General features: G+C 69.5%; 17 protein-coding genes. 13 read left to right on the forward strand and 4 right to left on the reverse strand.

Annotated elements, in window-relative coordinates:
• The first annotated feature begins 178 nt into the window (after positions 1–178).
• The 13 genes from pstS (RAB71_RS13995) to RAB71_RS14055 all read left to right on the forward strand — a co-directional run bounded on the left by pstS (RAB71_RS13995) (position 179) and on the right by RAB71_RS14055 (position 10,667).
• Positions 179–1,192, forward strand: a complete 1,014-nt coding sequence (pstS, locus tag RAB71_RS13995) for a phosphate ABC transporter substrate-binding protein PstS (protein WP_010343974.1) — start codon at positions 179–181, stop codon at positions 1,190–1,192.
• A gap of 281 nt (positions 1,193–1,473) precedes the next feature.
• The gene (gene pstS, locus RAB71_RS14000) at positions 1,474–2,571 is read left to right on the forward strand and encodes a phosphate ABC transporter substrate-binding protein PstS (RefSeq protein ID WP_010343975.1); all 1,098 of its coding nucleotides are present in this window, start codon (positions 1,474–1,476) and stop codon (positions 2,569–2,571) included.
• Between the two features lie 213 nt (positions 2,572–2,784).
• Positions 2,785–3,759, forward strand: coding sequence for a phosphate ABC transporter permease subunit PstC (pstC, locus tag RAB71_RS14005; RefSeq protein WP_010343976.1), 975 nt, complete (start codon positions 2,785–2,787; stop codon positions 3,757–3,759).
• Position 3,760: 1 nt separating this feature from the next.
• Positions 3,761–4,627 (forward strand): phosphate ABC transporter permease PstA, encoded by an 867-nt coding sequence (gene pstA / locus RAB71_RS14010; protein ID WP_010343977.1) that lies wholly within the window; start codon positions 3,761–3,763, stop codon positions 4,625–4,627.
• 19 nt (positions 4,628–4,646) lie between these two features.
• Positions 4,647–5,474: a phosphate ABC transporter ATP-binding protein PstB gene (gene pstB, locus RAB71_RS14015; protein ID WP_010343978.1), complete on the forward strand. Its 828-nt coding sequence runs from the start codon at positions 4,647–4,649 to the stop codon at positions 5,472–5,474.
• Between the two features lie 130 nt (positions 5,475–5,604).
• Positions 5,605–6,315, forward strand: a complete 711-nt coding sequence (gene phoU / locus RAB71_RS14020) for a phosphate signaling complex protein PhoU (RefSeq protein WP_010343979.1) — start codon at positions 5,605–5,607, stop codon at positions 6,313–6,315.
• A gap of 178 nt (positions 6,316–6,493) precedes the next feature.
• A complete protein-coding gene (locus tag RAB71_RS14025; protein ID WP_104609465.1) occupies positions 6,494–6,892 on the forward strand; it encodes a hypothetical protein in 399 nt (132 codons plus the stop codon).
• Positions 6,879–7,739, forward strand: a complete 861-nt coding sequence (locus RAB71_RS14030) for a DUF692 domain-containing protein (RefSeq protein ID WP_104609464.1) — start codon at positions 6,879–6,881, stop codon at positions 7,737–7,739. The genes RAB71_RS14025 and RAB71_RS14030 overlap by 14 nt, the downstream gene beginning before the upstream one ends.
• Complete coding sequence (locus RAB71_RS14035; RefSeq protein ID WP_010343982.1) at positions 7,736–8,482, forward strand: DUF2063 domain-containing protein; 747 nt, start codon at positions 7,736–7,738, stop codon at positions 8,480–8,482. The genes RAB71_RS14030 and RAB71_RS14035 overlap by 4 nt, the downstream gene beginning before the upstream one ends.
• 41 nt (positions 8,483–8,523) lie before the next feature.
• The gene (rnt, locus tag RAB71_RS14040; protein WP_010343983.1) at positions 8,524–9,177 is read left to right on the forward strand and encodes a ribonuclease T; all 654 of its coding nucleotides are present in this window, start codon (positions 8,524–8,526) and stop codon (positions 9,175–9,177) included.
• A gap of 108 nt (positions 9,178–9,285) precedes the next feature.
• On the forward strand, positions 9,286–9,618 hold the full coding sequence (locus RAB71_RS14045; protein ID WP_010343984.1) for a low molecular weight protein tyrosine phosphatase family protein: 333 nt from the start codon (positions 9,286–9,288) through the stop codon (positions 9,616–9,618).
• Between the two features lie 94 nt (positions 9,619–9,712).
• The gene (locus RAB71_RS14050) at positions 9,713–10,222 is read left to right on the forward strand and encodes a hypothetical protein (RefSeq protein WP_138985772.1); all 510 of its coding nucleotides are present in this window, start codon (positions 9,713–9,715) and stop codon (positions 10,220–10,222) included.
• Positions 10,223–10,238: 16 nt separating this feature from the next.
• A complete protein-coding gene (locus RAB71_RS14055; protein ID WP_040902244.1) occupies positions 10,239–10,667 on the forward strand; it encodes a hypothetical protein in 429 nt (142 codons plus the stop codon).
• A 69-nt stretch (positions 10,668–10,736) separates the two neighbouring features.
• Here the strand turns inward: RAB71_RS14055 and RAB71_RS14060 are convergent, their stop codons facing one another.
• The 4 genes from RAB71_RS14060 to rnr all read right to left on the reverse strand — a co-directional run bounded on the left by RAB71_RS14060 (position 10,737) and on the right by rnr (position 19,004).
• Entirely contained in the window at positions 10,737–13,598 is a 2,862-nt protein-coding gene (locus tag RAB71_RS14060; RefSeq protein ID WP_040902245.1) for a ligand-binding sensor domain-containing diguanylate cyclase, read from the reverse strand.
• Positions 13,599–14,954: 1,356 nt separating this feature from the next.
• The gene (gene rlmB, locus RAB71_RS14065; protein WP_010343988.1) at positions 14,955–15,701 is read right to left on the reverse strand and encodes a 23S rRNA (guanosine(2251)-2'-O)-methyltransferase RlmB; all 747 of its coding nucleotides are present in this window, start codon (positions 15,699–15,701) and stop codon (positions 14,955–14,957) included.
• A gap of 327 nt (positions 15,702–16,028) precedes the next feature.
• Positions 16,029–16,499 carry a GFA family protein gene (locus tag RAB71_RS14070; protein WP_010343989.1) on the reverse strand — a complete coding sequence of 157 codons (471 nt, stop codon included), beginning with the start codon at positions 16,497–16,499 and terminating at the stop codon, positions 16,029–16,031.
• A gap of 66 nt (positions 16,500–16,565) precedes the next feature.
• Entirely contained in the window at positions 16,566–19,004 is a 2,439-nt protein-coding gene (rnr, locus tag RAB71_RS14075) for a ribonuclease R (RefSeq protein ID WP_029562241.1), read from the reverse strand.
• Positions 19,005–19,010: the final 6 nt, after the last annotated feature.

The raw sequence follows: 19,010 nt of genomic DNA on the forward strand, positions 1-19,010 counted from the left end.
TTCCGTCAAAGACATGACGGTTTTGAGTCAGCTTCGTGTCGAAACGAAGGCATCCGCGCCCGGGAAGGCTGTCACCGGACTGACATCTGATTTTCTTCAGACGTTCATGAAAAAGTCTTGGAATGCACTCGATGCCGGCAGGGGTGCCGGCTTCCCACCTATTCCAGGAGTTCTCCCGATGCGTTCCCTCAAGCTCCGACTGCTGGCAGCCGCCGCGGTCGCTACGTTTTCGCTCGCGGCGCAAGCCACCGATGTCACCGGCGCAGGCTCCAGCTTCGTCTATCCGGTGCTGTCGAAGTGGTCGGCTGCCTATGCCGAGAAAAGCGGCAACCGCGTCAACTACCAGTCGATCGGTTCCGGCGGCGGCATCGCGCAGATCCAGGCGGCCACGGTCGATTTCGGCGCGTCCGACAAGCCGCTCAGCGGCGCGGAGCTGGACAAGTTCGGCCTGGGCCAGTTCCCGGTCGTGATCGGCGGCATCGTGCCGGTGTTCAACGTGGCGGGCGTGGCCCCGGGCGCGATGAAGCTGGACGGCACCACGCTGGCCAACATCTTCCTGGGCAAGATCAGCAAGTGGAACGACCCGGCGATCGCCGCGCTGAACCCGGGCCTGGCCCTGCCCGATCTGAAGATCACCATCGTGCACCGCTCCGACGGTTCGGGCACCAGCTTCAACTTCACCAACTACCTGTCCAAGGTCAGCCCGGAGTGGAAGAGCAAGGTCGGCGAAGGCACCGCCGTGCAGTGGCCGGCCGGCATCGGCGGCAAGGGCAACGAGGGCGTGGCCGCCTACGTCAAGCAGATCCGCGGCGGCATCGGCTACGTCGAGTACGCCTACGCGCTGCAGAACAAGCTCAGCTACGCCGGCATGAAGAACGCCGCCGGCCGTTTCGTGATGCCGGACGACAAGACCTTCTCCGCTGCCGCCGCCACCGCGGACTGGAAGTCGGCCAAGGACTTCAACCTGATCATGACCAACGCGCCGGGCCAGGACGCGTGGCCGATCACCGCCACCACCTGGGCCATCATGTACAAGAAGGCCAAGAAGCCGGCGTCGTCGAAGGCCGCGCTGGACTTCTTCAAGTGGTCGTTCGAGCAGGGCCAGGCGCAGGCCAAGGCGCTGGACTACGTGCCGCTGCCGGAGCCGCTGGTCAAGCAGATCGAAGCCTACTGGGCGCAGAACATGAAGTAAGCCGGCGTCTCGTCCGTGCCGGCGCGCTCGCCCGGCACGGCGATACTCCAAGGCGCGGACCGCAGGGTCCGCGCTTTTTTTGTGCCCGCTGGCGGCACCGCAACGACGCCGACGGGTGGCAGTCCCCCTGCCCCGCGCAGCCCCTGGAGCACGGCGCGAACGCCGCATCCCGTGATGGCGTCCGCCAACCAGTCCGCAAGTCATCTGGCTGTAACAAAAATATCATTTCATAGCGAGCATCCGCCGGATGTCCCGGCGCTCTTCGCTACGGAGTGACCCCCATGAAACTGCAGCCGGCGCGCATTGCCGTCCTGTCCCTCGCCCTGGCCTTCGCCGTCACCGCCTGCCAGCCCGGCAACGGCGACAAGCAGGGTGCCGCCGACGCGGCGGGCGGGTCGCCCGCTGCCGCTCCGGCATCCGGTGCCAAGACCGCGGCGGAGATTTCCGGTGCCGGCGCCTCCTTCATCTATCCGCTGATCTCCAAGTGGTCGGCCGACTACAACGCGGCCACCGGCAACAAGATCAACTACCAGTCGATCGGCTCCGGCGGCGGCATCGCCCAGATCAAGGCCGGCACGGTCGATTTCGGCTCCTCCGACAAGCCGCTGGACAGCGCCGAACTGGCCGCGGCCGGCCTCGGCCAGTTCCCCTCGGCGATTGGGGGGGTGGTGCCGGTGGTCAACCTGGACGGCATGGACGCGGGCAAGCTGCGCCTGACCGGCCCGGTGCTGGCCGACATCTTCCTGGGCAAGATCAGCAAGTGGAACGACCCGGCGCTGACGGCGCTGAACCCGGGCGTGACCCTGCCCGACACCAAGATCAACCTGGTGCACCGCTCCGACGGCTCGGGCACCAGCTTCAACTTCACCAACTACCTGTCCAAGGTCAGCCCGGAGTGGAAGGGCAAGGTCGGCGAAGGCACCTCGGTGCAGTGGCCGGGCGGCGTCGGCGGCAAGGGCAACGAAGGCGTGGCCTCGTACGTGCAGCAGATCAAGGGCTCGATCGGCTACGTCGAACTGGCCTACGCGCTGCAGAACAAGATGCCGTACGCGTCGATGCAGAATGCCGCCGGCAACTGGGTGCAGCCCAATGCCGAGAGCTTCGCCGCGGCCGCCGCGTCGGCCGACTGGGCCAACGCCAAGGACTTCAATCTGGTCATCACCAACGCCACGGGCGCGCAGGCCTGGCCGATCACCGCCACCAACTTCATGCTGATGCACAAGCAGGCCAAGGACCCGGCGCGCAGCAAGGCGACCCTGGAGTTCTTCAAGTGGGCCTTCGAGAAGGGCCAGCCGCAGGCCGACGCCCTGCACTACGTGCCGCTGCCGCCGGAACTGGTGCAGCAGATCGAGTCCTACTGGAGCAAGGAATTCAAGTAAGCGCCACTGCGGTGCGTCCTGCGCGCACCGCGGCGGCACCCGGCGACCGGCGGTGCGCTCCAGGCGCCGCCGGTCGCCGTCTCGGCACCTTCTGATCCGGATTTTCGGGTTCCCGCCTGTGCGGGAGCGATGCAACCACCCACCGCGCGCGCCTCACCGCGCCGCGGCCACGATCGGAGCGCGCAGTCGCGCGCTCCGGCGACGACCGAGCCCATGAACAGCACTGTCCTTCCCGAAGCGATGTCGGCGCCACGCGGACGCGACCTGCGTGACGCCCGCGCCGACCGAGTGTTCCGCTGGATCCTCACTGCCACCGTCGTGTTCGTGCTCGTCGCCCTGGGCAGCGCGGCGCTGTCGATGCTGTGGGGCGGCCGCCATGCCCTGCAGTTGCAGGGCCTGAGCTTCTTCTACTCCAGCGAATGGAACCCGGTCGAGAACAAGTACGGCGCGCTGGCGCCGATCTACGGCACTCTGGTGACCGCGCTGATCGCGATGCTGATCGCGGTACCGGTCAGCTTCGGCATCGCCTTCTTCCTGACCGAAGTGGCGCCGCGCTGGCTGCGCGGGCCGGTGGGCACCGCGATCGAACTGCTGGCCGGCATTCCCTCGATCATCTACGGCATGTGGGGCCTGTTCGTGCTGGTGCCGATGATGACCGAGTACGTCACGCCCTGGCTCAACGACCATCTCGGCACGCTGCCGCTGATCGGCCCGATGTTCCAGGGCCCGCCGCTGGGCATCGGCCTGCTCACCGCCGGCTTCGTGCTGGCGATCATGGTGATCCCTTTCATCTCCTCGGTGATGCGCGAGGTGTTCCTGACCGTGCCGACCCGGCTCAAGGAATCGGCCTACGCGCTCGGCTCCACGCGCTGGGAAGTGAGCTGGGACATCGTGCTGCCCTATACCCGCTCGGCGGTGATCGGCGGAATCTTCCTGGGCCTGGGCCGCGCGCTCGGCGAGACCATGGCGGTGGCCTTCGTGGTCGGCAACACGGTGCGCCTCTCGCCTTCGCTGCTGGAGCCGGGCACCACCATCGCCGCGCTGATCGCCAACGACTTCGGCGAGGCGACCGAGACCTACCGCTCGGCGCTGCTGCTGCTGGGCTTCGTCCTGTTCATCGTGACCTTCATCGTGCTGGCGATCGCCCGCCTGATGCTGGCGCAACTCTCGCGCAAGGAGGGCAACTGAGATGGCCGCCGACGTCGCCCACCGCCTGTACAACCGCCGCCGCGTGGTCAACGCCGTGGCGCTCACCCTGTCCTGCCTGACCGCGCTGTTCGGCCTGGTGTTCCTGGCCTGGATCCTGTGGACCCTGGTGGCCAAGGGCATCTCTGGCATCAACCTGGACCTGTTCACCCGCATGACCCCGCCGCCGGGCGAAGAAGGCGGCCTGGCCAACGCGTTCTTCGGCAGCGCGGTGATGTGCGGCCTGGCGCTGCTGATCGGCACCCCGCTCGGCGTGGCCGCCGGCACTTGGCTGGCCGAATACGGCAACGCGCGCAAGACCGGCCAGGTGGTGCGCTTCGTCAACGACATCCTGCTGTCGGCGCCGTCGATCGTGCTCGGCCTGTTCGTCTACACCCTGTACGTGATGCAGACCGGCGGCCGCTTCTCGGCGATGGCCGGTGCGCTGTCGCTGGCCTTCATCGTGCTGCCGGTGGTGGTGCGCACCACCGACGAGATGCTGCGGCTGGTGCCGGCGCAGATGCGCGAGGCGGCGCTGTCGCTGGGCATCCCGCAGTGGAAGGTGACCATGCAGGTGCTGTACCGCAGCGCCTCGGCCGGCATCGTCACCGGCGTGATGCTGGCGCTGGCGCGCATCAGCGGCGAGACCGCGCCGCTGCTGTTCACCGCCTTCGGCAACCAGTACTGGAACAACAACATCTTCCAACCGATGGCCAGCGTGCCGGTGGTGATGAACTCCTTCGCCGGCAGCCCCTACCCGAGCTGGCAGTTGCTGGCCTGGTCCGGCGCGCTGGTGCTGACGGTGTTCGTCCTGCTGGTCAGCCTCGGCGCGCGCGCCCTGCTGGTGCGCAACAAGATCTCCAACGATTGAACCCCCTATGGACCCGGCCATGAACGATCACCACAACGCCGCACCGATGCACCGCATCGCCATGCCCAACGGGCACACCGCGCTGGCGCCGTCGCCGGTCAAGATCGCCGCGCGCGGCCTGGACTTCTACTACGACAAGTACCACGCGCTGAAGGGCATCAACCTGGAAGTGCCGGAAAAGCGCGTCACCGCGCTGATCGGCCCCTCCGGCTGCGGCAAGTCCACCCTGCTGCGCATCTTCAACCGCATCTACGCGCTGTACCCGAAGCTGGAAGCGCGCGGCGAGGTGCTGCTGGACGGCGAGAACATCCTCTCGCCGAAGTACCCGATGAACCGCCTGCGCAGCAAGGTCGGCATGGTGTTCCAGAAGCCGGTGCCGTTCCCGATGACCATCTTCGAGAACGTGGCCTACGGCATCCGCCACCACGAGAAATTGTCAAAGGCCGACATGGCCGACCGCGTCGAGCAGGCGCTGCGCCAGGGCGCGCTGTGGGACGAGGTCAAGGACAAGCTCGGGCAGAGCGCGCTTGGCCTGTCCGGCGGCCAGCAGCAGCGCCTGTGCATCGCCCGCGCCGTGGCGCTGCGTCCGGACGTGCTGCTGCTCGACGAGCCGACCTCGGCGCTGGACCCGATCTCGACCAGCCGCATCGAGCAACTGGTGGAAGAGTTGAAGAACGACTACACCATCGTCATCGTCACCCACAACATGCAGCAGGCCGCGCGCGTGTCCGACTACACCGCCTTCATGTATCTGGGCGACCTGATCGAACACGACCGCACCGAAATCATCTTCTCGCAGCCGAACAAGCAGCAGACCGAAGACTACATCACCGGCCGTTTCGGCTGAGCCGCCGCGGCCGCCGCTGCCTCGCCGCAGCGGCTGCGCCCGTCGCCCTTCGGGCGGGCGCCCGGCGACGCCAGCACCGCAGCGCCAGGCATGGCCGCGGCGACACCAACGCACTTATTGGACCTACGACATGAACACTCAGCCCAACGAGCACATCGTGAAGAGCTACGACGAAGAACAGCATCGCCTCGCCGCCGAGATCGTGCGCATGGGCGAAACCGCGGTGGCGCAGTTGGAGGCGGCACTGGACGTGGTCGAACGCCGCGACGACAACGCCGCGCTGCGCATCGTCGTCAACGACGAAGCGATCGACGCGCTCGAACACTCCATCAGCCACGACGTGATGCGCCTGGCGCTGCGCGGGCCGATGGCGCGCGACCTGCGCGAGATCCTGGCCGGCCTGCGCATCCCCGCCGACGTCGAACGCATCGGTGACTACGCCGCCAACGTGGCCAAGCGCTCGATCGCGCTGAACATGTCGCCGCCGATGCCGCAGACCCTGGGCCTGCGCCAGCTCGGCAAGCTCGCCGCCCAGCAGGTGCGCGCCGCGCTGGCCGCCTACCAGAGCAACGACGCCGACGCCGCGCTGCGGGTGCGCCAGGGCGACGCGCAGCTCGATGCGCAGTACACCGCGCTGTTCCGCGAGTTGCTGACCTACATGATGGAAGACCCGCGCAACATCACCCCGTGCACGCATCTGCTGTTCATGGCCAAGAATCTGGAGCGGATCGGCGACCACGCCACCAACATCGCCGAGAACGTGTGGTTCCTGGTGCATGGCGACGAGCCGTTGCCGCCGCGCGACAAGCGCGACGAAACCAGCTCCACCAGCGGCATCTGACCCCTGCCCTGCGGACCGGCCCTGCGCCGTTCCGCTGTCGCGGCATCCCGGGCTCCGTGCACAGCGGAGCCTTTTTTGTCGCCACGCACTGCCGCATGCAACGGCGTGCGCCAGCGAGTAGGCTTGGCGCAGCGCCGGCCACCACGGCCGGCGTCCGCCCATCGCCAGGAGCCTGCGCATGTCCAACGCGTCCCGTTCGTCTTCTGTCCTCGCCGGTGCGGTCCTGCTCGGCGGGATCGGCCTGTCCACCTCCGCCCTGGCCATGACCGACCTCGCCCAGGGCTATGCGCTGGGCGCACAGGCCGCCGTCCCCCCGACGCAGGACACCGGATCGACCACGCCAGCAACGCCGACGCCTGCGCCGACAGCGCACACCGGGCAGGCCGCCGACCCGGCCAAGGCCAGCGAAGGTGGCTGCGGCGCCAAGGCCGGCGACGGCAGCTGCGGAGCGCACGCCCCGGCGGCGACGCCGGCCAAGCCCGCGGCGGCCGGCGCCGCCACGCCCGCGGCCAAGCACGACGACAAGGCCATGGCCGAAGGCAAGTGCGGCGAGGGCAAGTGCGGTGGCAGCCTCTGAACCACCCCGGTACGACGCCCGGCCGCTGGCCGCGGCCAGTGCCGGCCTCGGACTGCGTCGCGGCCTGCTGCAGGACCTGCTGCAGGCGCCGGCAGATGCGTTCGACTTCCTCGAATGCGCGCCGGACAACTGGATCGGCGTCGGCGGCCGCCCCGGCGAATTGCTGCAGACGCTGAGCGCGCGCCATCCGCTCAGCTGCCACGGCCTGTCGTTGTCGCTGGGCGGCGTGGCCGCGCTGGACACCACCCTGCTGCAGCAGACCCGCCAGTTCCTCGACCGGCACCGGGTCGCGTTGTACAGCGAACACCTCAGCTACAGCGCCGACGACGGCCAACTCTACGAACTGCTGCCGCTGCCGTTCACCGAGGAGGCGGTGCGCCACGTCGGCGCGCGCATCGCGCAGGTGCAGGACATGCTGGGCCGGCGCATCGCGGTGGAGAACGTCTCCTACTACGCCGCCCCGGGCCAAGCGATGAGCGAAGCCGCGTTCGTGGCCGCAGTGCTGGACGAGGCCGATTGCGACCTGCTGCTGGACGTCAACAACGTGCACGTCAACGCCAGCAACCATGGCGACGACGCGCTGGCCTTCCTCGCCGCCATGCCCAGCGCGCGCATCGCCTCCTACCACGTCGCCGGCCACCGCGACGATGCCGCCAGCGGGCTGAAGATCGACACCCACGCCGCGCCGGTGGCCGACCCGGTGTGGGACCTACTCGCCGCCGCCTACCGCCTGCACGGCGTGCGCCCCACCGTGCTCGAGCGCGACGGCCAGTTCCCGCCGCTGCGCGAACTGCTGGACGAGGTGCAGTGCATCCGCGCCGCGCAGGCGCAGTCGCGCGACGCATGAGCGAGACCCTGCGCGCGCAGCAATTCGCCCTGACCCGGCACCTGCGCGATCCGCAGCGCTACCCGGCGCCGGCGGACATCCCACCGCAGCGCCTGGCGTTGTATCGGGCGCTGTTCTTCGACAACCTGGCGCAGTTGCTGAGCGGCCAGTTCCCGGTGCTGCGCGCCACCCTTGGCGACGCCGACTGGACGGCGCTGCTGCGCGCGTTCTGCGCCGAGCACCGCGCCCGCACACCGCTGTTCCCGCGCCTGGGCGAGGAGCTGGTGGCGTTCCTGCAGCAGCGCGCAGCCGATCCGCAGCGTCCCTGGCTGGCCGAACTGGCGCACTACGAAACCGTGGAACTGCAGGTGCAGATCGACGATGCGGCGCTGCCGCCGCACGATCCGCGCGGCGACCTGCTCGACGGCATCCCGCTGCTGTCGCCGTGGCTGCGGCTGCTGCGCTACCGCTGGCCGGTGCAGCGCATCGGCCCGGCCTGGCAGCCGGACACGGCCCCGGCGCAGCCGACCTGCCTGCTGGCGCGGCGCGAGCCCGACGGCCAGGTCCGCTTCGCCGAACTGGCGCCGCTGGCCTACGCCGTGCTGGCGGCGCTGCAGCCGGGCACGCGCAGCGGGCGGGCGCTGCTGGTGGACCTGGCCGCCGCGCACGGCCTTGCGCCGGACGCCCTGCTGCACGAGGGCGCGGCCCTGCTGGAACGGCTGCGCGCGCAGGGCAGCGTGCTCGGCACGCGCCTGCCGGAGTGACGCCGCGGCGGCCGGCGGCCGCGCTCTGCTAACCTTGGCGGATGAACGATTCGGTCGACAGCCCCTCGCAACCCCTGGTCATCACCCCGATGTCGCGGCGTTTCCGCGGCTACCTGCCGGTGGTGGTGGACGTGGAAACCGGCGGTTTCGACTGGAACAAGCATGCGCTGCTGGAGATCGCGGTGGTGCCGATCGAGATGGACGATTTCGGCCAGCTCTATCCCGGCGTCACCGCCAGCGCGCACGTGGTGCCGGCGCCCGGCACCCTGATCGATCCGAAGTCGCTGGAGGTCACCGGCATCGTCCTGGACCACCCGTTCCGCTTCGCCAAGCCCGAGCGCGAGGCGCTGGACCACGTGTTCGCGCCGGTGCGCGCGGCGGTGAAGAAGTACGGGTGCCAGCGCGCCATCCTGGTCGGCCACAACGCCCATTTCGACCTCAACTTCCTCAACGCCACGGTCGCCCGCTGCGGCCACAAGCGCAACCCGTTCCATCCCTTCAGCGTGTTCGACACCGTCACCCTGGCCGGCATCGCCTACGGCCAGACCGTGCTGGCGCGCGCGGTGCAGGCCGCCGGCTTCGACTGGAACGCCGCCGACGCGCACAGCGCGGTCTACGACACCGAACAGACCGCCCGCCTGTTCTGCAAGATCGCCAACGCCTGGCCGGCGCCGCAGGTCGGCGTGGCGCCTTGAGCCGTGGCGCGCGTTGCGTGGCACACGCGCAACACCGTGGCGTCGGCGCAGCGGCACTGCCAGCGAACCGCCGGTGTTAGCGCCGCGCACTCGCCGGCAGCGGCTCGCATGACCCGCCACCTGCTGTTCGTGTGCAGCCGCAACCGGCTGCGCAGCCCCACCGCCGAACAGGTGTTCGCCACCTGGCCCGGCGTGGAAACCGCCTCGGCCGGCGTCGATCACGATGCGGACACCCCGGTCACCCCGGAATTGCTGGAGTGGGCGGACATCGTCTTCGTGATGGAACCGATGCATCGCACAAAGCTGTCGCGCCGGTTCAGGCGCCATCTCGGCCGTGCACGCATCGTCTGCCTCGACATCCCTGACGACTACGGCTACATGGATCCGGCGCTGGTGCAGGTGCTGACCGCGAAGGTGTCGCGGCACCTGCCCGTGCGCTGATCCTGGTCCTCGACCGCCCTTCCGAAACACGCCGGCACACGTGCTACGCTCGCCGCCGCGCCGGCCAAGGCGCCTGTCCCAGGACGACCGCCTCATGCAAGCATGGAAGCACCGAAGCATCGGCATTCTGGATATTGGCGGAGCCGGCGTGGGCATCATCGCCATCGTCAGCCAGTTTCCGAACCTGCGACAGCCAGCCGATTGGATCATTGGCGCCGCGTTCGTCGCGCTCTATGCCTGGGGCATCCACTGCGGTACGCAATTGCTGGAAGGTCGCCGCAACGCAGTGCGCGCCAATCTGGCGTTCTGGCTGGCGCAGGTGCCGACCTTCAGTACGCCCCTGGTGAGCTACGTATTCAATTGCGGCTTCCACTTCACCGCTGGCGTGCAGTTCGCGCCGTTCAAGTTCGGCGCGAACTTCCTGTTCGGCAGCCGCTTCGCGTTCACCCTGTTTCCGTCGGAGACCGCGACGTTCTTCGGCCTGAACCTGTTCGCCCTGGCGGTCGTCTTCGTCCTTGCGCAACACCTGCGCCGCGGCGCCGACGCAACGACGAAAGCAGGCGCTGCGCCACCGCACGACAACGCACATCATGGCGAGCCATGACGGCAAACGCGCGCCAGTGAACAAGACCGATTCGATGGCGTTCCTGCGCGCGCAGCAACCGCTGCCCGACGACGACCAGCTCAGCCAGGACCTGATCGACGCCTATGACGTGGCGAGACGGCTGTTTGTCGCCGATCCCGATCGCGCCGCGCTCTCGCTGTTCCTGCGCTCCTTCGGCACCGGCGACGGCTGGGGCGTCTATCCGTTGGTCGAGGACGTGTTCCATGCCTGCGACCGCAGCGACACCGTCGCCGCGATCCGGGAGGCGCTGGAAGATCCCACGCTGCCCGACGGGAGCCGCTACTGGGTCACGCAGCTGGCGGCGGCCTTTCCGGACTCGACCTTGCGCGAGGGCCTGGCGCGGTCATTGCGGTCGGCGCATCCGGACGTCCGTGAGGCAGCGGAGATGGCGTTGGAGATGCTGGATCGCCACGCCACACGCTGAACCGCGTGCGCCTACGATGCACGCTGCAAGGTAGAACGACAGCACCGAGTGGCATGCCCGGACGCGTGCTCAGCCCACGCACACCCGATCGCGCCCCAGCCCCTTGGCGCGGTAAAGCGCCCCGTCGGCGCGCTCCAGCCACTGGCTCGGCGTCTCGTCCGCGCGCAATGCGACCAGGCCGCCGCTGAAGGTGACGCGCAGCGCCGGGGCCTCGGGCGCCCACTGCAGGCGCGCATGGAACAGGTCGCGCAGGCGCGTGGCCAGGCGCTCGGCCTCGGCCAGCGGGGTGTCGCCGAGCAGGATCGCGAATTCTTCGCCACCCAGGCGCGCCGGCAGGTCGGTAGTGCGGCAGGCGCCCAGCAGCAGTTGCCCGACCTCGCGCAGCACCGCGTCGCCGGTGGCATGCGAGTAACCGTCGTTGATCTGCTTGAAGCGGTCGATGTCCATCACCAGCAGGCACAGCGGCGCGCCGCTGTGCTGCGCACGCTGCATGCTGCGCTCCAGCACCTCGTCGAAGTGCCGCCGGTTCGGCAAGCCGGTCAATGCGTCCTCGTGCGCCAAGCGCTCGAACGCGGTGGCCTGGCGCTGCAGTTCCGCCAGCAACTGGCTCTTTTCGGCATCGGCCTGCAGTAGGCGTTCGGTCTGCAGCCGCAGCGCGCTGGTGCGCCGCTCCACCAGCCGCTCCAGGCGCAGCGCGCGCCGCTTGTAGCGCGCGATCAGGTAGCGGTACAGCAGCACCAACGCCAGCACCAGCACCGCCACGGCCGCCGCATGCACGCTGTGCCGCTGCCACCACAGTGGCGCCACGCTGAAGCGCCACACGGCCTCGCGGGTGCTCCAGGCGCCATCCGGATGCGCCGCGGCCACGTGCAGGGTGTAGTCGCCCGGCGGCAGGCCGATGAACTCCACGCTGCGCTGGTTGCCGCGGTCGATCCACCCGCTGTCCAGGCCGTCGAGGCGAGTGCGGTAGCGGATGCGCTCGGGCAGCAGATAGCTCAGGCCAACGTAAGACACGCTGATGCGCTTGGCGCCAGGAAGTTCCGTCCTGGTCTGCCACGGGAAGGGCTGGCCGTCCAACAACACGCTCTCGATCGCTGCCGGCGGCGGCAGGCGATCGCGAAAGCGCGCCAGGCGCCGCGGGTCGACCATGCTGACGCCGCCGGCGGTGACCAGCCACACCGTGCCGTCGTGGCGCAGGATCATCGACGGCCCGGAGCTGCCGTTGCCCTGCGCGTTGGACATGCCGTCGATCTCGTCGTAGCGGCTCACCTGCAGCCGCGGCTGGCGGCCGTCGGCGACCGCGTCCAGCGCCGCCGCGGTGGTGCGCAGCACGCCGCGGTTGCTGCTGATCCAGACATTGCCGAGGCGGTCGCGGACCAGTTGGAAGACCGTATCCACCGGCATGCCCTGCTCCAGTCCCACCCGTGCCAGTTGACCGTCGCGGTCGCGGTGCAGGCCGCGGTCGGTGGAGATCCACATGTCGCGGCCCAAGGCCTGGAACCCGAACACGGTACGCGCGCCGCCCAGCGGCTCCAACGCCAGCGTCCGTACCCGGCCGTCGCGCAGCACCGCCGCGCCTTCCACCGAACCGATCCACAGCGCGCCGTCGACACTGGCCAGCGCGGTGATCAGGCCGTGCGGCAGGCCGGGCACGTCCGGCACCGAGAGCCGGTCACCATCGATGCGCATCACCCCGCTGCGGGTGCCGATCCAGACCGTGCCGGCGGCATCGACGCTGAGCGCACGCACCTGCCCGCTGGGCAAGCCCTCGCGCGTCCCGTAGTGGCGCACCACCCGACCATCGCGCAGGCGGAACACGCCATCGGCATAGGTACCCATCCACAGGTCGCCGTCGCTGCCGCGCGCCAGGCTCAGCACCGAGGGCGCATCGTGCAGCGCGACCGGGGCGATGCGGCCTTCCGGCGCCATCCGGTCCAGCCCGGCGGCGCTGCCGATCCAAAGCGCGCCGTCCGGTGTCTCCAGCAGCGCGCGTACGTAGTCGCCGCTGAGGCCATCGCGGCGGGTATAGCCGGCGAACAAGGTCTCGCGCAGGCGGAACAGGCCGCCGTTGGCGCCGATCCAGATGCTGCCCTCGGCATCCTGCAGCAGGCTGACGATGCGCCCGTTGGGCAGCACGTCGCCCGGCAGCATGCGCTCGATGCCATGCGTACTGATCCGCAGCAGCCCCTGGTTCTCGGTCCCGAGCCAGATCGCGCCATCGCGATCGCGCAGCATCGAGGTGAAATGGCCATAGCCCGGCAAGTGCTGCACCAGCACCGCGCGCTCGCCCTGCACCCGGTAAAGGTTCTCTCCCGCCACCAGCCACAGCGAGCCGTCCGGTGCCCGATACGGCCAGGCCAGCCCGGGTGGCAGGCCGAACGCCGCCGGCGCGCGGCGCAGCACGCCTTGCGGGTCGCGATACAGCAAGCCATCGAGACTACCGATCCAGATCCGCCCCTGGTCGTCTGCGGCCAGGTGCGGGAAGCTCGCCGCCAACGGCAGGTCACGCGGCGCCGGCTGGTAATCGAAACGGCCGTCGGGCCACAGGCAGCCCAGGCCGTTGCCTTCGAACAGCAGCCACATGCGGCCGTCGCGGTCCTGGGTCATCGCGTGGATCAGCGCGTGCGGCCAGCCCGGCGGCTGTCGCCAGAACCGCCAGTGGCCGGCGGGATCGTGGCGGCCGAGGTTGCCGCGCGAATCGCTGAGCCACAGTGCGCCGGCGCGGTCCACGTACAGCGAGCCGACCCCGTTGTCGGGCAGGCCCGGGCGGGTGCTGCGGTCGATGACGGTGAAGTCCAGGCCGTTGTAGCGCACCAGTCCTTCCCAGGTGGCGAACCACAGGCGGCCATCCGGGGTCTGCGCCAGATCGCGAAGGGAGTTGTGCGGCAGGCCGTTGCGCGAGGTCCAGGAATCGACGGCGTAATCGCGCAGCGGGGGCACGCCGTTCGCAGCGGCGTCGGCGTCGGCGGCAACGGCGCGCCAGGCCGCGCCCAGCGCCAGCAGCAGGACCAGCAGCACCAGACACGCGCGCCCGCGGCCGCATGCGAGCACCGCGTCCCCCCTCCCCCTGGCAACGTTCACTGTCCCGACCCGATCCGACGCAGACGGGGCGCGACAGGACCCTGGCGCGGGGAGCCAGCGTCAAGGGGACGGGGGCGACGCAGACTCATTACCGGAACAGAACACGGGACGAGCGCCCATGGTAGGCAAAAACAAGGCGCTGCGGGTGCAGGCGTTAGCAGGTCACCGAAAAAGAACGCGTGAAGATTGCGCGACGGTTAAGCCGGGCTGGCCCGTGCAAGCGCAGCACCTCCCTTCTCCCATCGGGAGAAGGTGCCCCGAAGGGGCGGATGAGGGTACGGGCGCAGCCTGGGGAAACGTCGATTGCCGCAACCGCTGAGGAGAAGGAGCGAAGCTTGGTGTGCCCTGATGCGCGAGGGGCTTCGCCCTCGGACCCTCACCCCAACCCCTCTCCCGGAGGGAGAGGGGCTCCGGCGCCGCGCGCTTCCTTCTCCCGTCGGGAGAAGGTGCCCCGCAGGGGCGGATGAGGGTACGGGCGCAGCCTGGGAAAACGTCGATTGCAGCGGCGGATGAGGGTGAGGCGCGAAAGCTTGGTGTCGCCCTGATGCGCGAGGGACTTCGCCCCCGTGCCCTCACCCCAACCCCTCTCCCGGGGGGAGAGGGGCTCTGGTGCCGCGCGCCTCCCTTCTCCCTCCGGGAGAAGGTGCCCCGCAGGGGCGGATGAGGGTGCGGGCGAAGCCTGGGGAAACGGCGATTGCAGCGGCGGATGAGGGTGAAGCGCGAAAGCTTGGTGTCGCCCTGATGCGCGAGGGGCTTCGCCCTCGGACCCTCACCCCAACCCCTCTCCCGGAGGGAGAGGGGCTCTGGCGCCGCGCGCCTCCCTTCTCCCACCGGGAGAAGGTGCCCCGCAGGGGCGGATGAGGGTACGGGCGCAGCCTGGGGAAACGGCGATTGCAGCGGCGGATGAGGGTGAAGCGCGAAAGCTTGGTGTCGCCCTGATGCGCGAGGGGCTTCGCCCTCGGACCCTCACCCCAACCCCTCTCCCGGAGGGAGAGGGGCTCCGGCGCCGCGCGCTTCCTTCTCCCGTCGGGAGAAGGTGCCCCGAAGGGGCGGATGAGGGTACGGGCGAAGCCTGGGGAAACGTCGATTGCAGCAGCAGTTGAGGGTAAAGAACGAAGCTTGGCGTCGCCTTGATGCGCGAGAGGCTTCGCCCCCGTACCCTCACCCCAACCCCTCTCCCGGGGGGAGAGGGGCTTTAAGGGGCGCTCAGCCCATGCGTTGCCGTACCGCCTCGAACAGGGTCACGCCGGCGGCGACCGAGACGTTGAGGCTCTCGATCTCGCCCGGCATCGGGATGCGGACCAGGCCGTCGCAATGCTCGCGGGTCAGCCGGCGCAGGCCGTCGGACTCGCCGCCCAGCACCAGCGCCACGTTGCCGCGCAGGTCCTGCGCGTACAGCGAGGTCTCGGCCTCGCCGGCCAGACCATAGATCCACACGCCCTGCTTCTGCAGGTCGCGCAGGCAGCGCGCGAGGTTGGTCACCGCCACGATCGGCAGGCGGTCGGCGGCGCCGGCCGAGGTCTTGCGCACGGTGGCGTTGACCGGCGCCGACTTGTCCTTGGGAATCACCACCGCGGTCACCCCGGCCGCGGCCGCGCTGCGCAGGCAGGCGCCGAGGTTGTGCGGGTCCTGCACGCCGTCCAGCACCAGCAGCAGGGCGCGGCCTTCGGCGGCGCTGACCAGGCCTTCCAACTCGTTCTCCGACCAGGTCCGCGCCGCGGCGTAGCGCGCGGCCACGCCCTGGTGGCGCACCGCGCCGCCGACGCCGTCCAGCGCCTGCGTGTTCACCCGCCGCACGTCGATGCCTTTGCGCCGCGCGTTCTCCTCGATCTCCTGCAGGCGCGGATTCTTGCTGCCCGCCTCCACCAGCACCTCGCGCACGTTGTCCGCGTCGTTCTCGATCGACGAGGCCACGGCATTGACGCCGACGATCCACTGGTTCTGCTTGCTCATGAGGCGGGACTACGCGAAAGGAAAGCGGGCATGGTAGGGGTTGTGGCCGCTGGCGTCATGCCTGGGGGCTGGGAATGGGGAATTGGGAATGGTAGAAGCGGCTTGGCCGCGACGTCGTGCTTTCCTGCGATGCCCGGGGCATGCGTGCCGCGGCGGCAAGACCACCGACGCAGAGTCATCCAGTCAGGGCGCGGCGCAGCCTTGTGGGAGGGACTTCAGTCCCGACGCGGTGAACTGGGGAACCCCGGCCTGCTGCCTGGCGCGCCGATGACCCGAGGTTACCGGCACCGACACGCTCCGCGCGACGTCGGCACCGCCGGTCTTACCTCAAGCCGGCCAGTGCTCGGTGTCGTGGTCCGGATGCTGGCGCGAGACGACATCGGCCAGGAACGACGCGTTGGCCAGATCGCCTTCGGTGCGGATCGCCGACAGACGATGCAGGTCGTCCACGAACGGCAGCTTCGCTTCGATGCCGTACTGGATGGTCGGCGGCAAGGCCTCCGGATGGTCGAAGGCGCCAGCGGCCACGGCGACGCCGTCCGGCGCTTCGTAGGTTAGCGGCGTACCGCAGTCGGCACAGAAGCCGCGCTGCACCAGGTTGGACGAGGCGAAGCGCTTTGGCGTGCCGCGGGTCCAGGTCAGTTCCGCACCGCGGGTGGAGACCAAGGGCGCGTAGTAGGCGCCGAAGGCCTTCTGGCACATCCGGCAATGGCAGATCGAGGCGTCGTGCAGCCGTCCGCGCACACGGAAGCGCACCGCGCCGCACTGGCAACCGCCGCTGTAATGGTCCTGCTCCATGGCCACTCCTCCCGTGCATGCGGGGCGGCGCAGCGGCGGTTGTCACGACCGCCGCGACGCACGCCGTCAGTACTTCTTTTTCTTGCGCTTGGCCGGCTGCCCACGCGGTGGCGGCGGCGGCAACTCGTCGTGTGCCGGTGCGCCTTCCTCGACCAGCCGGAAGTCGATCTTGCGCTCCTCCATGCTCGCCTTCAACACCAGGATGCGCACGCGGTCGCCCAGGCGGAACTCGCGCCCGCGGCGCTCGCCGGTCAGGGTCTTGCGGGTGGCGTCGAAGTGGTAATAGTCCTGCGGCAACTGGGTCACGTGGATCAGGCCGTTGACCTTGGACTGGTCCAGCTCGACGAACAGGCCGAAGCTGGTCACGCCGCTGACCACGCCGTCGAACTGCCCGCCGACGTGCTTCTCCATCCACGCGGCGCGGTAGCGCTCGTCGACCTCGCGCTCGGCCTCGTCGGCACGGCGCTCACGCTCGGAGCACTGCAGCGCCAGCGCCGCCATCGCGCGCGGCGCGTACAGGTACTTGTCCGGCGCGCCACGGGTCAGCGCGTACTTGATCGCGCGATGCACCAGCAGGTCCGGATAACGGCGGATCGGCGAGGTGAAGTGCGCGTACGCCTCCAGCGCCAGGCCGAAGTGGCCGGCGTTGTCGGGCGAGTAGACGGCCATGCTCTGGCTGCGCAGCAGCACCGATTCCAGCAGCGCCGCGTCCGGGCGCTCGCGCACCTTCTTCAGCAGCTTGGTGAAGTCGCCCGGCACCACCTTGCTCCACGCCGGCAGGCTCAGCTTGAACTCCTTGAGGAACTCCAGCAGGTCGGCGTACTTGGATTCCGGCGGGCGCTCATGCACGCGGAACGGCGCGGGGATATGCGTTTCCAGCAGGTAGCGCGCCGCGGCCACGTTGGCGGCGATCATGCATTCCTCGATCAGCTTGTGCGCGTCGTTGCGTACCAGCATGCCGGCCTGGGTCACCTCGCCGGTGTTGTCGAGCACGAAGCGCACTTCCGAGGACTCGAACTCGATGGCGCCGCGGCGCGCGCGCGCCTTGGCCAGGATCTGGTACAGCTGGTGCAGCCGCTCCAATTGCGGCAGCACCGCCGCCACGTCCTTGCGCACCTGTTCGTCCTTCTCGCCCACCGCCTGCCACACCTGTTCGTAGGTGAGCCGCGCGTGCGAGTTCATCACCGCCTCATAGAAGCGCGCACCGGCCACCTCGCCCTGGCGATCGATCTGCATGTCGCAGACGAAGCACATGCGGTCGACCTTGGGGTTGAGCGAACAGATGCCGTTGGACAGCGTCTCCGGCAGCATCGGCACCACGAAGCCGGGGAAATACACCGAGGTCGCGCGCTTGACCGCCTCGGTATCCAGCGGCGTGCCAGGACGCACGTAGTGCGACACGTCGGCGATCGCCACCACCAGGCGGAACCCGTCGGCGTTAGGCTCACAGAACACCGCGTCGTCGAAGTCCTTGGCGTCGGCGCCGTCGATGGTCACCAGCGGCGTCTGCCGCAGGTCAACGCGGCCCTTGATCGCCGCCGGTTCCACCGTCAGCGGCACCGCTGCGGCTTCGTCCAGCACCTCCTGCGGGAATTCGTAGGGCAGCTCGTGACCGTGGATCGCCGCTTCCACCAGCAGCGACGGGGTCAGCTTGTCGCCCAGCACGGCGATGATCTTGCCGATCGGCGGGCGCCGCGCATCCGGCGCGGAGGTGAGTTCGCACACCACCAGTTGCCCGTCGCGGGCTTCGCCGACGGCGTCGGCGGGGATCTGCACATTGCGCTGGATGCGCTTGTCGTCGGGTACCACGAAGGCGATGCCCGCTTCCAGGCTGAAGCGACCGATCATCCGGGTCAGGCCGCGCTCGAGCACGCGCGCGATGCTGCCTTCGCGGCGGCCGCGGCGGTCGATGCCGGTGACGTTGGCCAGGGCGCGGTCGCCGTGCAGCACCTTGCGCATTTCGTAAGGCGGCAGGAACAGGTCGTCGCCGCCCTCGTCCGGGCGCAGGAAGCCGAATCCGTCCGGATTGGCGATCACCACGCCGGGGATCAGGTTGGTCTGCTGCAGCGGCGCGTAGCCGCCGCGACGGTTCTGCACCAGTTGCGCCTCGCGCAGCATCGCGCCCAGGCGCTTGCTCAGCGCTTCCTTGCGCGTCGGCTCGGTCAGGCCGAGTTGTTCGGCCAGTTCGTCCAGAGTCTGCGGGCCGTCGCAGCGTTCGAGCAATTGCAGGATCGCCTCGCGGCTGGCGATCGGCTGCGCATAGCGCTCGGCCTCGCGCGCGGCGTAGGGGTCCTGGATCGGCGCGGCGGCCGCGGGTGCGGTCTCAGGGGTGCCACCCCGCGGCGGTGACGGCGGGTGCAGCGGTTGCAGCGGCGGCTTGGGGCCGCGGCGCAGGAAGCTGGGCATCCAGGCGGGCAGACGCGATTTCTTCGGCGTATCGGGGGTGGAAGCGTCGCTGGAGGCGGATTTGCCGGGCTTGCCGGACTTGCTTTTGCGGGTTGTCATCCGGGC

Source organism: Xanthomonas sacchari (genome assembly GCF_040529065.1).
Classification (GTDB): domain Bacteria; phylum Pseudomonadota; class Gammaproteobacteria; order Xanthomonadales; family Xanthomonadaceae; genus Xanthomonas_A; species Xanthomonas_A sacchari.

Bases quoted from the DNA above. Each gene is read 5' to 3' on its own strand.
- RAB71_RS14025 (WP_104609465.1), top strand. From the start codon at position 6,494: ATGTCCAACGCGTCCCGTTCGTCTTCTGTCCTCGCCGGTGCGGTCCTG.
- rnt (WP_010343983.1), top strand. From the start codon at position 8,524: ATGAACGATTCGGTCGACAGCCCCTCGCAACCCCTGGTCATCACCCCG.
- RAB71_RS14050 (WP_138985772.1), top strand. From the start codon at position 9,713: ATGCAAGCATGGAAGCACCGAAGCATCGGCATTCTGGATATTGGCGGA.
- pstB (WP_010343978.1), top strand. From the start codon at position 4,647: ATGAACGATCACCACAACGCCGCACCGATGCACCGCATCGCCATGCCC.
- RAB71_RS14070 (WP_010343989.1), bottom strand. From the start codon at position 16,499: ATGGAGCAGGACCATTACAGCGGCGGTTGCCAGTGCGGCGCGGTGCGC.
- pstA (WP_010343977.1), top strand. From the start codon at position 3,761: ATGGCCGCCGACGTCGCCCACCGCCTGTACAACCGCCGCCGCGTGGTC.
- pstC (WP_010343976.1), top strand. From the start codon at position 2,785: ATGAACAGCACTGTCCTTCCCGAAGCGATGTCGGCGCCACGCGGACGC.
- RAB71_RS14035 (WP_010343982.1), top strand. From the start codon at position 7,736: ATGAGCGAGACCCTGCGCGCGCAGCAATTCGCCCTGACCCGGCACCTG.
- rnr (WP_029562241.1), bottom strand. From the start codon at position 19,004: ATGACAACCCGCAAAAGCAAGTCCGGCAAGCCCGGCAAATCCGCCTCC.
- phoU (WP_010343979.1), top strand. From the start codon at position 5,605: ATGAACACTCAGCCCAACGAGCACATCGTGAAGAGCTACGACGAAGAA.
- rlmB (WP_010343988.1), bottom strand. From the start codon at position 15,701: ATGAGCAAGCAGAACCAGTGGATCGTCGGCGTCAATGCCGTGGCCTCG.
- RAB71_RS14045 (WP_010343984.1), top strand. From the start codon at position 9,286: ATGACCCGCCACCTGCTGTTCGTGTGCAGCCGCAACCGGCTGCGCAGC.
- pstS (WP_010343974.1), top strand. From the start codon at position 179: ATGCGTTCCCTCAAGCTCCGACTGCTGGCAGCCGCCGCGGTCGCTACG.
- pstS (WP_010343975.1), top strand. From the start codon at position 1,474: ATGAAACTGCAGCCGGCGCGCATTGCCGTCCTGTCCCTCGCCCTGGCC.